Consider the following 13,909-nt stretch of genomic DNA (forward strand, 5'->3'; position numbering starts at 1 on the left):
CCGTGCCCCGCCATGGAAGAGGTAATCGATGAGGCGCATCCGACGGTCCGGGCCGGGGTCTGTACCCGGGTCCGCGGCCGCCCCGGCCGGCCCCCTCAGGCGCCGCCGACGGCTGGCCGGGCTCGCCGGCCTGGTGCTCGCCCCGCTTCTCGCGCTGGCACCGACAGGCGCGACGGCGGATGGCGTATGGCTGGACATCCCCCCGCTGCAGACCCCGCGCGCGGACCTCGCCGCCGCGCCCGCACCCTGCCCGCCGGGCTTGCGGCAGACCTGCGTGTACACCTTCGGAGGTGTCGACGCGGGAGGGCTGACCCACAGCCTCGAGGCGTACAGTCCCGCCGCCAACGCCTGGGTCACCCTGGCCCCGCTGCCCACGGCGCGCAGGGGGCTGGCGGGCAAGGCCGCTCCGTGTCCGGAAGCGTTGAAGAAGAGGACGTGCGTATACGCCATCGGCGGCTCCGTCGATCGCGATGTGGTGGGCGCCGTGGAGGCCTACAACCCGGCCGCCAACACCTGGATCGACATCCCCCCGCTGCCCACTCCCCGCAGCGAACTGGGCGCGGCCCCCGCACCATGCCCTGAGGGGTACGGGCTGCGCGGCGCCTGCGTGTACGCCGTCGGCGGCAAGACGAACACGGACGCGGCAGTCGGCACGGTGGAGGCCTACAGTCCGGCCACCGGCACCTGGGCCAGGGTGCATGACCTGCCCACGCCGCGCGCCGGGCTCGCCGTCGCCTCCGCGCCGTGTCCCGAAGCGCCGGGGCTGCGCGGACTGTGCGTGTACGCGTTCGGCGGGCGGGACGACGCCGGGACCAGCCTGACGGCGGCCGAGGTCTACAGCCCCGTTACCAATGCCTGGCTCGACCTGCAGCCACTCCCCGCCGCCCGCGACAGCTTCGCCGTCGCGCCGGCGCCCTGCTCGGACGGACTGCGTGGACGGTGCCTCTACGTCTTCGGCGGCGTCCAGAGCGTGGGCATGCAGCCCCGCCTCCTGGACACCGTCCAGGTGTACAGCCCGGCGGCCGATACGTGGGCGACCCTGCCCCCGCTGCGGACCCCCCGCTCCGGCCTGGCGGTCGCGTCCGCGGCATGCCCCAGGACCTCGAAGGGCGTCTGTCTCTACCCCCTCGGCGGACTCACCGCCACGATCCCTCCTTTCCGCCCCACGGACACGGCGGACCCACTCGCCATCAAGCACGAACTCCCGCCGGCCCGCCCCACGCTGGGCGAGCGTCCGTACGGTGGCGGTGGCGGTGGCGGTGGCGGTGGCGGCAAGAACGACGCTTGGCGGGGCGGGCGCCAGCAGGGGGGCGGACAGCAGCAAGCCGGCCGCCCGGACGGCGCCCGTCTGAACGATCTGGACGACGCCGGCACCAGCCGCTCCGGACCCCTCCCGGGCTGACGGGAACAACCTTCGGGGCCGGCACCCCCTCAAGGTGCCGGCCCGAAGGCCGCCAGGGCTGACGCATCGTCAGTAGGCGTGGCGGTCCGCCTTGTCCATCCACGCCTGGTAGGCGGTGGCGCCCATCTCGGGGTGGATCTGGCGGATCTCGATGCGCCGGTCCTCGAGCGGCTTGGTGAAGTCCTCGTACTGGTAGGCGTCGTCGAAGCCGATCTCGCGGGTGGCCTTGAGGTCGCAGCTGTAGTAGACGGCCTCGATGCGCGACCAGTAGATGGCGCTCATGCACATCGGGCAGGGAGCGCCGCTGATGTAGATCGAGTGGCCCATCAGCATGCAGGCGCGTTCGGGGACCGGATCGGGCGATCCCTCGGGGCGTTCGACGTAGGTGAGCGTGCTCTCGTTCTGGTGCTCCTGCGTGATGGAGGGCGCCAGCGGGTTGAGGGTGGCCACGGCCTTGCGGATGCTCTCCACTTCGGCGTGGGCCGTGGGGTCTCCGGTCAGGAGCACCCGGTTCTGCCCGCGGGCGACGATCTGCCCGTCGCGCGTGATGACGGCGCCGAAGGGGCCGCCCCAGCCGTTCTCCACCGACTCCGCCGCGAGGCGCACGGCTTCGGCGAGGAATTCCTTGTCACCCATGTCGCACACCTCCGGGCCCGGCAAACTCCAGAAAATTCCGCCGTATCGCGTACGGCATTTTCGCAGCGTTTTCCCTCAAGTCCCTTGTGAACTAGACTACTCCCTATGGGTGCTCCTGCAAGCCGCGATACCTCGGGCGGTAGCGCGACCGTCGTGGTCTCCCAGAAAGTACGGGCCGGCTGCGACCACGATTACCAGCGCTGGCAGGAGAAAGTGACCCGGGCGGCCGAAACCTTCGACGGGTTCGAGGGCACGGAGGTCTACCCGCCGGGCACCGACTCCCCGAACGAGTGGGTCGTGGTGTTCCGCTTCGGCCGCCTCGACCAGTTGACCTCATGGCTCGACAGCGAACGTCGCAGGTCACTACTGGTGGAGGGGGAGCTCTTCTTCGAGGGGCCGCAGGCACAGGAAGTGCTCAGGGGCGGCGCCTCGGTACGGCAGGACACGGTCACCGCGGTGGTCTCGCACGACGTCAGGCGAGGCCGCGAGAAGGATTTCCTCCATTGGCAGAGCCGGGTGCTGAAAGCCCAGGAGAAATTCCCGGGATTTCGCGGCTCGGAACTCTTCCAGCCGGTCGAGGGTGTACAGGAACGCTGGGTCGCCATGTTCCGTTTCGACACGCGCGGGCATCTCGACGAGTGGCTGGAGTCCGACGAGCGGGCGAGACTCCTGAAAGAGGGCGGGAATTACTTCACCGCGTACGACGTACGCAAGGTCCCCTCCGCCTTCAGCGGATGGTTCCGGTTCGGGGAACGGGCGGGCGAGGAGGTCCCGCCCAATTGGAAGCAGGCCATGTCCGTGGTCCTCGCGCTCTACCCGACCGTCACGGTGCTGAATCTGACCGTCGGTCACGCGTTCGGCGACCTGGGACTGCCCGGCTACATCGGCCTCTTCTTCAGCAACTGCCTGAGCGTGGCGATCCTGACCTGGTTCCTCATGCCACTGGTCAACCGCGCCCTGGCCTTCTGGCTGACGCCGAGCCGTTCCCGGACGATGCGCGTGCAGCTGACCGGTGTCGGCGTCGTCCTGCTGTGCTGGGCGGCGCTGATCACGATCTTCGGGCTGACGACCCACTGACCCCGCAACGTTCCGCGGCCCGTACCGCCCACGCATATTTAGTAGCCACGGAAACAGTGTCCGCATACACTAACTCGACATGAAGCTCGACTACACGCCCGGCTACCTGGTGTGGCGGCTGTCCATGAAGTGGCGCGCCGCCATCGACCGCGCGGTCGGCCCGCTCGGCCTCACCCACGCGCAGTACTCGCTCCTGGCGTCGCTGCACGGCATGACCCGGGACGGCCGGCGGCCCAGTCAGCGCGAGCTCGCCGACCACACGGGCCTGGAGCCGATCTTCGTCTCGAAGCTCGTCCGCACCCTGGAGGCCGCCGGCCTCGTACGCCGCGACGCCCACCCCGACGACGCCCGCGCGGTCCAGCTCACCCTCACCGACGAGGGCGCCGACGTGGCCGTCCGGGCCGTCGCCGTCGTACGGGAGCTCCACGAGGAACTGACCGCGCCCCTCGGGGGACTGGGCGCCGCGCCCACCGCCCAACTCACGAACGCCCTGCACGCCCTTCTCGGCACCGACGACCGGAACAGGAGCACTTCCATGACCCGTACGCCATCCCCACTCACCGGCCAGGACATCGGCAGCGCCCACTACTCCACCCGCGCCGTGCTCGACGTCCTCCTCCAGCGGCACGGACTCGACTTCGGCCAGTGGGTCGCGCTGCGCACCCTGGCCACCCACGGCGAGGCGCTCGGCCGCCCCGGTCTCGAGCGGCTGCTGACCGGGAGCCGCGCCGTCTCCCCCGAGACCCTGCGCGCCCTCGCCGACCGCCTCACCGACGCCGGGCTCGTCACCGCCGACGCCTCCGGCGGCCTCTCCCCCACCCCCCGGGGCGACGCCCTCCACACCGAGATCACCGACGCCCTCGCCGAGGTCACCGACCGCATCTACGGCCACCTCGACCCCGCCGACCTGGCCACCACCCAGCGCACTCTCGCGCTGATCACCGACCGGGCCCGCGAGCTGCACGACACGCTCTGACCCGCCGCGCCCTCGGGAACCAGGGCGGTGACCGCCCGGATCTCCTCGGACGCCGGCACGAGCTCCCGCGCGACCCGGACTTCCGCACCTGGTGGGACACGCACCGGGTGCGCGGACCCCGGCAGCCCATCACGACCTACCGCCATCCGGTCGTGGGCCGGCTCACCCTGGACGTCCAGCAACTGTCCGTCGCGACCGCGCCGGACCAGCTCCTGGTGGCGTACACCGCCCGGCCCGACTCACCGTCGTACGACGCCCTGCGCTTCCTCCTCCAGTGGTCCGGGCGCGTCGGGGACGGCGCCCCGCAGGGCGGACCCGGGCGCCAGGTCCAGGGGGCTCCGGGGCCCGCGGTCGCGGTGGCGACCGCGGAATCCGGGCAGTAATTTGACTCACGACAGCCTTTCGCATCCTTTCCACGGGAAGGAAGTTCCCGCCGGGCCCGCGTGGCGCACAGGCATCCCGGACCCGGGCGCAAAAGGAGCGGCCGGAATCGCGGAGGATGCGATGCGCGAATGAACACGGAACGCGAGCCGGCCCGTTCGCGCTTTCTGCCGGCGCTCGTCCTCATTCCGATCCTGGCCGTCATGGCCGGGCTCTTCGCCGGCTCGTACAGCTTCGCCATGGCGCATCCCACGCCGCACCGCGTGCCGATCGGGGTCGTCGACGAGGCGCCCGCGGTGGGGACCTTCGTGGCACGCCTGGACGCCGGGCTCAGCACCCAGTTGGAGGAACGGCGCTTCGCCACGCGCGAGGCGGCCGTCGCGGCCGTGGAACGGCAGCACATCTTCGCCGTGCTCCAGGCGGGGCCCGGCGGCAGGGGCGTCACCCTCGAACTCGTGCCGGCCGCCGGTGCCTCGGTGGCCCGGGTCCTGGCGACCGCGGCGCCCGGCGCCGCCGCGCAGGCAGGCGTTCCGCTCACCGTCACCAGCCTCAAACCGCTGCAGCCGGGCGACCCGCAGGGCCTCGCCATCTTCTACATCACCCTGGCCGCCATCATCATCGGCTTCGTCGGGTCCGGCCAGCTCAGCCTGCACGCGCCGGCTCTGAGGCCGCTGGAGCGCCTCACGGCGATCCTGGCCTTCTCGGTGCTCGGCGGGTTCGCGATCTGCGCCGTCGTGGACTGGGGCCTGCACGTGCTGCGCCTGCCGTTCTGGGAGTCCTGGGGCATCCTGACGCTGACGATGGTGACCTCGGCCCTGGTCTTCACGATGTTCCACATCCTCTGCGGCCGCTGGGCGATCCTGCCGACCTGGGCACTGATGGTCCTGCTCGGCAATCCGTCCTCCGGCGGCGCGGTGTCCTGGCCGCTGCTGCCGCATCCGCTGGGGGCCATCGGGCGCTGGCTGCCGCCGGGGGCGTCGGTCAACGCCCAGCACAACGCCATCTACTTCTACGGCCACCAGTACGCTTTCCCGTTCCTGGTGCTCATCGGCTGGGCCCTCCTGGCCGCGGCGGTCTTCTGGGTCTGGCGTTTCCGCCGTCGTCCGAAGGCATGATCCTCCGGTGCGCCGGCGCATTCCCTCCGACGGGAACAGCGATTCCCGGAATTCACAGGGGGCCCCTTTCCGCGCCGCCCGGCGTAAATCCGGTGGCACGCACCCGGTGACCTTCGCCACGTCGCGGGCGCTGCGGGACGCGGTCCCCGTACGGGCGAAGCGCCCGGAATGCCGCATCGGAGAGGGGATTCGGGTTCCGGGCGGTTCCGGGCGGGGCGGGAGGAGGCGACGGGCGTTGTGAGCCACGTCCTGTCGACTCCCCGGAGGCCCGTCCTACGCTGGCCTGCCAGGCGCGCTCTTCGTGGGCGCGCCAGTGCTCGCGACCGCAATGACGCGCCGGTAGAGGACCACGGCGGGCACATGTGAAGGACGGTTCACGATGCCCACTGACCTCTCGCCATTCATCAGCGCCGCCACGCGCTGGCTGCTCGCGGCGTTCCCGCCGGCGGCCGGCCCGCTCAACCACGCCCTGGCCGAGGCCCAGGCGTGGCAGGCGGCCACCATCGCCGCCGCCCTCCGCTACCCCACCGCGCTCGACGCCGAACTGCTCGACATGCTCGGTCCCGGCGGCTCCGGCCGGCTGGACGCCGTCACCGGCGCCGACGTCCACCCGCCTGCGGACGACGACGTCTGGCGCACCTGGGTGGACGAGACCGTCGTCAGCTGGGCCGCCTGCCTGCTGGCCGACGTCGATCTCGCCGCGGCCGCGGCGGCCTGCCTGGCCGCGACCGACCACGGCGCGGGCGGCTCCGCCGACGTGGGCGACGCCCGCCGCCTGACGATTCCCAGCCCCCGTGACCACAGCGCGGCGCCCCTGCTGCGCCACCCGGATCTGCTGGGTCCCATCGCCGATCTCCACCGCGAGGGCCTGCTCGGCCTCCTCTACGCCGATCCGACGGGCGACACCCCCCTGCGGGCATAGCCCCCGCCCCCGTCGACGGGCGTTCCCGTCCCCGACTCCCCCGCTCCCGGCGGACTTCGTGCGGGCCGGGGCTCTCCCTGCCCGGGCGGAGAACGCTTTCGTCCTCCGCGGCATGCAACCCTCCACGCACATTCGGGAGTACCTAAGTACGGACGTCCCCACGGCGGCCACCACACCCGGTGGCCGCCGCAGGCCGGCGCGCGGGCCCAGCGCGCCGGCCGTCGAGGACCGCCCGGCGCGGTGCCGGGCACCGGTTGCAAGGAGAAACTCCCCATGGCACTCAGTTCTGCAAGGAAGGCCGGCGTAGCCGCCGTCATGGCGGCCGCGATCGGCGCGGTCTCGTTCGGCGCCTCCGCGATCGCGGCCCCGTCGATCCCGGCCGCTTCGGGTCCGGCCGACCACCGGGGCACCGGGCCCGCCGCCGCTTCCGGCGCCGTCGCCACCCCGCGGACCGCCACCGCGCACCGGCAGGCGCCGCGGGTCGTCACCCAGCTGATCGGCAAGGGCCAGGTGGACGGCCAACGCTGGTCCGTGTCCCTGGAGTTCCACCGCACCCTGCCCAAGGGCTACACGCTGCCCACCCTCCCCGACGGCAGCACGGTGCCCGGCACCTCCCTGCTGTGCCAGCGCATGTACATCGGCGGCGTGCGCATCGACCACCAGGGCGGCCCCTGGAGCGACTGCCAGGCCGTCACCGGGGCCCACGACTCCCAGGCCAGCGGCGGCACGGGCCTGTGGGGCCTGCACGACAAGGGCACCAGCGGCACCCGGCTGATGGTCTCCAACCCCGAGGCCGAGGTCGCCTACGGCGTTCTGTTCCTCTCCGACGGCACGCGGGTGCGGGCGAACACCGTCACCGTTCCCGGCACCGGTTACCGCGCCTGGGCAGCGCCCATAGCCGACGGGCAGACGATCGACGCGGTCGACGCGTACGACGCCCGCGGCAAGCTGCTCAGCCACGACACCTACTGGCACTGACCACCGAGGCGAAGGACGGGCACCTGCTGCCGTGGAGCCACGTGACCGCAGGACCGCCGACAGCGGACCGGACGCGGAGTTCTCCCGCTTCGTCGCCGCCCGCTGGCGATCCCTGACGCACACCGCGTACCTGCTCACCGGCGACTTCCACGAGGCGGAGGACCTGGTGCAGACGACGCTGGCACGGGTGTACCCGCACTGGCGCCGGCTGCGGCCGGAGTCCGCGGAGCAGTACGTGCGGCGTGCGCTGGTCAACACCAACCGCAGCCGGCACCGCCGCCGCAGGATCGCCCACCTCCTCCTCGCCTCCGTGCCCGACACCCGCCCCGTCCCGGACGACGGGGCGGGCGTCGGCGGCGTGGAGGGGAACGACGCCCTGGCCCGCCTGCTGTCCGCACTGCCCGAGCGCCAGCGGGCGGTCGTGGTGCTGCGCTACTGCGAGGACCTGTCCGCCGAGGAGGTGGCCGACGTCCTCGGCTGCTCGGTCGGCACCGTGAAGAGCCAGGCGTCCCGGGCCCTGGCGAAACTGCGCAGCGACGCCAGGCTCGCCCACCCCCGTCCTCACGGCCGCCCCGCGGAGGCACGATGACTCCCGACCCCGAGCAGGAGGAACGGCTGCGCGCCGCCTTCGCCCGGTCACGCGAGGGCCACCCCTCGTCCCCGCCACCCGTCGAGCGGATCCTGGCCGTCGCGCGCACCCGCAGGAGGCGTCTCCGCGCCGCGGCCGGCGTCGCGGTGGCCGGAGCCGCCTGCGTACTCGCCGCCACCCTGACCCTGCCGTACCTCGGTCCGCACCCGTCGGCCGGACCGGCACACACGGCCTCACCCACCGCGAGCCCCACCGCCACCGGAACGCCTCGCACGCCGGACACGGTCACCGTCCGTGTCGCCCAGGGCACGACGGACGGTCAGCTCTGGTCCGTGGCACTGGAGTTCCACCGCATCCTGCCCAAGGACTACAGCCGGCTCGTCCTCCCCGACGGCAGCACCGCGCCCGGCACCTCCCTGCTCTGCCAGCGCATGTACATCGGCGGAGTGCGCATCGACCACCAGGGCGGCCCCTGGACCGACTGTCAGCCCGTCACCGGCACGAACGACCCCCAGAACAGCGGGAGCACGGGCCTGTGGGGCCTGCGCGACAAGGGCACCACCGGCACCCGCCTGATCGTCTCCAACCCCGAGCCCGAGGTCGCCTACGGCGTGGTCCACCTCTCCGACGGCAGCCAGGCCAAGGCTGCCGTGGTCACCGTCCCCGGCACCAGGTACGGCGCCTGGGCCGCGCCCATAGCCGACGGGCAGACCATCACCTCGGTCGACGAGTACGACGCCCGCGGCAAGCGGCTCGGCCACCAGACCGACTGGCGCTGAGCGGGTCCGCGAGGGCGCCCGCGGCGTACCGGGTCAGGCCGGCCCGCCGCCCCCGTCCACCGGACGCCCCTGCGGACCGGGGCCGCCCAGCAGGCGGTCGAACCACGCACGGGTGCGCCGGAGCAGGTCGAGCTGGTGCGCGCGTTCGGCGATCATGTGGCCCTCGCGCGGGTAGGTGACGAACTCGTGCTCCACACCGAAGTGCCGCAGCGCGCGGTGGAAGAGGACGGACTGCCCCACGGGCACATTGGTGTCCTCCTCCCCGTGCAGGATCAGCACCGGGGTGCGGATCCGCGATGCGTACGACACCGGGCTGACCCGGTCGTGGGGGTGCGGTCCCGGCCCTTCCCAGCCGACGCTGCCGCTGACGCCGGACTCGTTGGCGGGGCCCCAGTCACCGGTCGCGGCCAGCATGCCCCAGTCGCTGATCCCGGCGCCCATCACCGCGGCCTTGAAGCGGTCGGTCTGCCCCACCGCCCATGCCGCCAGGTATCCGCCATGGCTCCAGCCGCCGATCCCGAGCCGGTCCGGATCCGCGACGCCTTCCGCGATCAGCAGGTCGATCCCCTCGGTGATGTCGGTCCACTCGGCGCCGCCGGCCGCCCCCGCCGCCATCGCCGCGAAGGTGTGGCCGTGGCCCTCGCCGCCGCGCGGGTTGGGCAGGAAGACGGCATAGCCCGCGCTCGCGAGCCACTGCCCCGGCGGCAGGTCGATGTGGAACTGGAACGCGTCGGCGTACCGCGCGTACGGGCCGCCGTGCACGAGCGTGACGAGCGGGAACGGGCCGTCCTCGCGGCTCCGGCCGGGCGGCAGGAGCAGCAGTCCGTCCAGGGGCAGGCCGTCGGACGCCTTGTAGGACAGCCGCTCCTGGCTCCCCCACGCGACGTCGCGCAGTTGCGGCCTGGTGTCGCCGACCCGGCCCAACGGGCCTCCAGCAGGCCCGGCGTGAACGTCCTTCGGCTCGTGGGCCGTGCCCGCCAGCACGGCGATCGTCCCGCCCGGCTCGCTCACGCTGAGCGCGTGGACGATGCCCTGCCTGGTGAACACTCGCCGGAACCGCCGGTCGCGGGGATCCAGCCGGAACAGCGCGGTGTCCAGGCCGTCGGCGAACAGCGCCAAGGGCGGGCCGTCGGCGGCCTGCACCAGTTCCGTCGGGCAGACGGCCATGTCCGCCGTCAGATTGCGGTGCTCCGCGGCTTGGCCGGCCTCGGGGACGGCGACGTCCAGGACGGCGCGGCCGCCCACGGTGCCGGGAGGGGTGGCCGTCAGGTACGCCAGGTGCCAGCCGTCGTCGGCGGCCCACCAGGCAGGCGAGCACGCGTCCAGCCCCGCGGGGCCGAGGTGGTGCACCGCCCCCGTCTCGGGGTCCACCACGTGCAGCTCGGCAGTGAGGATGCCGGGGTCGATGTCCGGGTGGGACCAACTCACCACCGCCAGCGGGCCGCCGCCCGGCCGCTGCGCCATCTGCACGACATGCCGGTCGCCCAGTCCTTCCACCAAGCGCAGCTCACCACTGGCCAGATCGAGCAGCCGCAGACGCGCCCAGGACACCCGCTCGCCCCACACCACGGCGTCGTCCCCCTCGGCCTCCCTGCGCTCGTCCTCCGCGTCCGGCTCGTCCTGCGCTATCACGGCGACCGTACGGCCGTCTGCGAGCGGCAACTGGCCGGCGATCCCGCTCGGCCAGGACGTCAGGGCCTCCGCCTCCCCGCCCTCGACGGGTATGCGGTGCAGCTGTCCGCCCGAGGTGAAGAACAGCGACGCCGAGTCCGGCGCCCAGCGCGGTGCGCCGTACCACCCCACGCCTTCGCTGAGCCGCCTGGAAGGCGAACTCCCGTCGGCGGCCGCCAGCCACAGGGCGCTGGCAGGGCGCTCCCTGACGCCCAGCGTGCTCGCCAGATAGGCGACCGTACGGCCGTCCGGCGAGACCACCGGGAACCGTGGCACGACGCTGTCCACGATCAACTCGGCCAGTGATGCCGATGGCATCCCGGCCAACTCCCTCGACTCCGTCAACTCGTCGTCCCCATCCGTCCGCGACAGCCCGACTGCACTCGACATTCGACATTCATAGCGTTCGGGCAGGGGCACCGTCAGCGAACCCGGTCGGACGGACGGTCTGCGGCGGCGCGCGGTCTGCTCCGCGTGCACCCACCCGTACCGAGCCAACGGCCTACTCGGAACGGCCTCGAACCAGGAGGCTGCCCGCTCGGCTGGTTCGTCTGGAGTGCCCAATGTCTCAACGGCACGATCCGTCGGTTCGTCCGGCAGGAAGTGCAGCTGACTGTGAAGCCGGTCGCCCTTCATGAAGCCTGCAGCCACGTGGACGCCGGTATTGAGCAGCGACACTCGACGCTCCGGGTCCCACAGAGTGACGCGCACGAGAAGTGAGTACTCCTCGGACCGTCCGACCCATCTTCCGGCGGGTGGAACCGCCCAGGCATGGGCCAGCTCCTGCAACCTGGCAACGAGCGCAAGCTCCGCCTCTTCGAGCTCCAACTCATCCGCCGGATCATCCAGCAAGAACCACGAAGTCCCGGACATGCGCACACCGTAGATCCCGCCGCGTACAGGCCAAGAGCCGGTCAATGGCACGGCGCTCCACATGCGGCCCGCAAGTGCGTGCGCGAAGGGGACGGCGTGCGACAGCAGCCCCCACCCGCCGGAGCGGACAAAACAGCCCCTGCTCTGCGTTTCCGCAGTTCAGGGGCTGTGTTTCCACTGTGGCGGCGCCAGGATTCGAACCTGGGTAGGCTAAGCCGACGGATTTACAGTCCGCTCCCATTGGCCACTCGGGCACACCGCCTGGGAAGTGTCTCCAGGGGGCCGTTCTGCGTGGTCCTCGTGGCGACGTCGTAAACAATACCCGATGCCCGGGGGTGCTCCGCCACCGTATTGATCAGCGCCTCCGGCGGGTCGGATGGCTAGGCTTGCGGGAGCGGCCCGGTGGCGGGTCGCGGACCTGACGGATCAGAGCCAAGGAGCCAACAGAAGATGGCCGACTCCAGTTTCGACATCGTCTCGAAGGTCGAGCGGCAGGAGGTCGACAACGCCCTCAACCAGGCCGCGAAGGAGATCTCGCAGCGCTACGACTTCAAGAACGTCGGCGCTTCGATCGCGTGGTCCGGGGACAAGATCGTGATGCAGGCCAACTCGGAGGAGAGGGCCAAGGCGATCCTCGACGTCTTCGAGACCAAGCTGGTCAAGCGCGGGATCTCACTGAAGGCGCTGGACGCGGGCGAGCCCCAGTTGTCCGGCAAGGAGTACAAGATCTTCGCGTCCATCGAGGACGGCATCTCGCAGGACAACGCGAAGAAGGTCGCCAAGATCATCCGCGATGAGGGCCCGAAGGGCGTCAAGGCGCAGGTGCAGGGGGACGAGCTGCGGGTGAGCTCGAAGAGCCGGGACGACCTGCAGGAGATCATCGCGCTGCTCAAGGGCAAGGACCTGGACTTCGCCCTGCAGTTCGTGAACTACCGCTGACGCGGGCACGCCGAGGTCCCGGCCGGAGGAGGCGGCCGGGACCTTTGTCGTAGGCCGACGCGTCGTCGGGGCCGCCGGGCGCGACGGGGCGTGCGGGTCTGGGCGGGTTTCACCACGAACCCGGCACCAGGTGAACGGGAGGGGCGACATCGGAAACGCCCCGGCATGCGTAGGGTCGTTCGTTGAAGGTCTCCTCGGGCCCACCACCCATGTGGGACCCGGGCAGTCGTCTCGAGGATGGAGCCGGGCAATGCAGAACCGCACCGCTGTGGTGGAAGACCTGATGGGCCGCTTCCCGCACGTGCCACGCGAAGCGGTCATCAAGGAGGACCTGCTGCGCGGCGGGATCGCCTTCGACGATTCCGCGCTCAGCGGTGGTGACGACGGCGACGTGAAGCCGAAGTCGTACTTCATCTTCTCCTTCGACCACCGCACCCTGCCGGAGCTCGGCGCCGCCGCGCTGAACCGGCCGCCCGAGGAGATCGTGCTCACCGGCGGCCCGTACGACCTGCGCCGCACCGTGGTGTCCGTCCGCGTCAACCCGGCGTCTCCGTACCGGGTGCAGGCCGGCGGCCGCGGGGTGCTCGGGCTCTACCTCGACGGGGTGCGCATCGCGGACGTGGGCCTGCCGCCGATGCCGGACTACTACCGGCACACCCTGGAGAACGGGAAGTCGGTGATGGAGGTCGCGCCGACGATCCAGTGGGGCTATCTCGTCTACCTGACGGTCTTCCGCGTCTGCCAGTACTTCGGCGTCAAGCAGGAGTGCCAGTACTGCGACATCAACCACAACTGGCGCCAGCACAAGGCGGCCGGCCGTCCCTATACGGGCGTGAAGCCGGTCGAGGAGGTGCTGGAGGCGCTGGAGATCATCGACAAGTACGACACGGCGAGGACCTCCACCGCGTACACCCTCACCGGCGGCGCGATCACCGGCAAGGTGGCGGGGCGCGACGAGGCCGACTTCTACGGGCACTACGCCAAGGCCATCGAGGAGCGCTTCCCCGGCCGCTGGATCGGCAAGGTCGTCGCCCAGGCGCTGCCCAAGGAGGACGTGCAGCGCTTCAAGGACTACGGCGTGCAGATCTACCACCCCAACTACGAGGTGTGGGACCCCCGGCTGTTCGAGCTGTACTGCCCCGGCAAAGAGCAGCACGTCGGGCGCGAGGAGTGGCACCGGCGCATCCTGGACTCCGCCGAGATCTTCGGGCCGCGCAATGTGATCCCGAACTTCGTGGCCGGCGTGGAGATGGCCGAGCCGTTCGGCTTCGCCACTGTCGGCGAGGCGATCGACTCCACTGCCGAGGGCCTGCGCTTCTTCATGTCGAGGGGCATCACGCCGCGCTTCACCACCTGGTGCCCCGAGCCGACGACGCCGCTCGGCAAGGCCAACCCGGAGGGCGCGCCGCTGGAGTACCACATCCGGCTGCTGGACGTGTACCGCGCGACGCTGGAGGAGTACGGCCTGTCCTCGCCGCCCGGGTACGGTCCGGCCGGCCCCGGCAACGCCGTGTTCTCCGTCAGCTCCTTCATGGACAGCATCCCCGCCGCCCCGGCCCAGGTCGGCTGAG

The 13,909-nt window shown here is 71.8% G+C and carries 12 protein-coding genes, 1 tRNA gene and 1 pseudogene; 11 read left to right on the forward strand and 3 right to left on the reverse strand.

Going from position 1 to position 13,909, the window contains the following annotated elements; translation table 11 throughout:
• The first annotated feature begins 28 nt into the window (after nucleotides 1-28).
• The gene (locus tag RV983_RS15830; protein WP_475986430.1) at nucleotides 29-1,402 is read left to right on the forward strand and encodes a Kelch repeat-containing protein; all 1,374 of its coding nucleotides are present in this window, start codon (nucleotides 29-31) and stop codon (nucleotides 1,400-1,402) included.
• Between the two features lie 69 nt (nucleotides 1,403-1,471).
• Here the strand turns inward: RV983_RS15830 and RV983_RS15835 are convergent, their stop codons facing one another.
• A complete protein-coding gene (locus tag RV983_RS15835) occupies nucleotides 1,472-2,038 on the reverse strand; it encodes a nucleoside deaminase (protein WP_475986431.1) in 567 nt (188 codons plus the stop codon).
• A 153-nt stretch (nucleotides 2,039-2,191) separates the two neighbouring features.
• Between RV983_RS15835 and RV983_RS15840 the strand changes: the two genes are divergently transcribed.
• The 8 genes and pseudogenes from RV983_RS15840 (at nucleotide 2,192) to RV983_RS15875 (ending at nucleotide 8,855) form a co-directional block, all read left to right on the forward strand.
• A complete protein-coding gene (locus tag RV983_RS15840; RefSeq protein ID WP_475986432.1) occupies nucleotides 2,192-3,115 on the forward strand; it encodes an antibiotic biosynthesis monooxygenase in 924 nt (307 codons plus the stop codon).
• Nucleotides 3,116-3,194: 79 nt separating this feature from the next.
• Nucleotides 3,195-3,626, forward strand: a pseudogene (locus tag RV983_RS15845) (MarR family winged helix-turn-helix transcriptional regulator); the annotation flags it as partial.
• A gap of 134 nt (nucleotides 3,627-3,760) precedes the next feature.
• Nucleotides 3,761-4,474, forward strand: coding sequence for an MmyB family transcriptional regulator (locus RV983_RS15850; protein WP_475990337.1), 714 nt, complete (start codon nucleotides 3,761-3,763; stop codon nucleotides 4,472-4,474).
• A gap of 129 nt (nucleotides 4,475-4,603) precedes the next feature.
• On the forward strand, nucleotides 4,604-5,587 hold the full coding sequence (locus RV983_RS15855; protein WP_475986433.1) for an ABC-2 transporter permease: 984 nt from the start codon (nucleotides 4,604-4,606) through the stop codon (nucleotides 5,585-5,587).
• Between the two features lie 379 nt (nucleotides 5,588-5,966).
• Entirely contained in the window at nucleotides 5,967-6,509 is a 543-nt protein-coding gene (locus RV983_RS15860; protein ID WP_475986434.1) for a hypothetical protein, read from the forward strand.
• Nucleotides 6,510-6,782: 273 nt separating this feature from the next.
• Nucleotides 6,783-7,487, forward strand: a complete 705-nt coding sequence (locus tag RV983_RS15865; RefSeq protein WP_475986435.1) for a hypothetical protein — start codon at nucleotides 6,783-6,785, stop codon at nucleotides 7,485-7,487.
• A gap of 31 nt (nucleotides 7,488-7,518) precedes the next feature.
• The gene (locus RV983_RS15870; protein ID WP_475986436.1) at nucleotides 7,519-8,076 is read left to right on the forward strand and encodes a SigE family RNA polymerase sigma factor; all 558 of its coding nucleotides are present in this window, start codon (nucleotides 7,519-7,521) and stop codon (nucleotides 8,074-8,076) included.
• Entirely contained in the window at nucleotides 8,073-8,855 is a 783-nt protein-coding gene (locus RV983_RS15875) for a hypothetical protein (protein WP_475986437.1), read from the forward strand. Before RV983_RS15870 ends, RV983_RS15875 begins: the two co-directional genes overlap by 4 nt.
• Before the next feature lie 33 nt (nucleotides 8,856-8,888).
• On the opposite strand, the gene RV983_RS15880 is transcribed toward RV983_RS15875, so the two are convergent.
• Both RV983_RS15880 and RV983_RS15885 read right to left on the reverse strand, forming a co-directional pair.
• Nucleotides 8,889-10,844 carry a S9 family peptidase gene (locus RV983_RS15880; protein ID WP_475986438.1) on the reverse strand — a complete coding sequence of 652 codons (1,956 nt, stop codon included), beginning with the start codon at nucleotides 10,842-10,844 and terminating at the stop codon, nucleotides 8,889-8,891.
• 735 nt (nucleotides 10,845-11,579) lie between these two features.
• Nucleotides 11,580-11,661: transfer RNA gene (locus RV983_RS15885), tRNA-Tyr, on the reverse strand.
• Nucleotides 11,662-11,849: 188 nt separating this feature from the next.
• Between RV983_RS15885 and RV983_RS15890 the strand changes: the two genes are divergently transcribed.
• Together RV983_RS15890 and RV983_RS15895 are read left to right on the forward strand one after the other, a co-directional pair.
• Nucleotides 11,850-12,338 carry a YajQ family cyclic di-GMP-binding protein gene (locus RV983_RS15890; RefSeq protein WP_475986439.1) on the forward strand — a complete coding sequence of 163 codons (489 nt, stop codon included), beginning with the start codon at nucleotides 11,850-11,852 and terminating at the stop codon, nucleotides 12,336-12,338.
• 250 nt (nucleotides 12,339-12,588) lie between these two features.
• Entirely contained in the window at nucleotides 12,589-13,908 is a 1,320-nt protein-coding gene (locus RV983_RS15895; protein ID WP_475986440.1) for a radical SAM protein, read from the forward strand.
• Nucleotide 13,909: the final 1 nt, after the last annotated feature.

The sequence above is a fragment of the Streptomyces sp. RLA123 genome (assembly GCF_056270165.1).

What these genes read in the sequence shown, in the direction of transcription:
- RV983_RS15895 (WP_475986440.1), top strand. Translation starts at nt 12,589, where the DNA reads ATGCAGAACCGCACCGCTGTGGTGGAAGACCTGATGGGCCGCTTCCCG.
- RV983_RS15880 (WP_475986438.1), bottom strand. Translation starts at nt 10,844, where the DNA reads ATGCCATCGGCATCACTGGCCGAGTTGATCGTGGACAGCGTCGTGCCA.
- RV983_RS15855 (WP_475986433.1), top strand. Translation starts at nt 4,604, where the DNA reads ATGAACACGGAACGCGAGCCGGCCCGTTCGCGCTTTCTGCCGGCGCTC.
- RV983_RS15890 (WP_475986439.1), top strand. Translation starts at nt 11,850, where the DNA reads ATGGCCGACTCCAGTTTCGACATCGTCTCGAAGGTCGAGCGGCAGGAG.
- RV983_RS15875 (WP_475986437.1), top strand. Translation starts at nt 8,073, where the DNA reads ATGACTCCCGACCCCGAGCAGGAGGAACGGCTGCGCGCCGCCTTCGCC.
- RV983_RS15835 (WP_475986431.1), bottom strand. Translation starts at nt 2,038, where the DNA reads ATGGGTGACAAGGAATTCCTCGCCGAAGCCGTGCGCCTCGCGGCGGAG.
- RV983_RS15830 (WP_475986430.1), top strand. Translation starts at nt 29, where the DNA reads ATGAGGCGCATCCGACGGTCCGGGCCGGGGTCTGTACCCGGGTCCGCG.
- RV983_RS15860 (WP_475986434.1), top strand. Translation starts at nt 5,967, where the DNA reads ATGCCCACTGACCTCTCGCCATTCATCAGCGCCGCCACGCGCTGGCTG.
- RV983_RS15865 (WP_475986435.1), top strand. Translation starts at nt 6,783, where the DNA reads ATGGCACTCAGTTCTGCAAGGAAGGCCGGCGTAGCCGCCGTCATGGCG.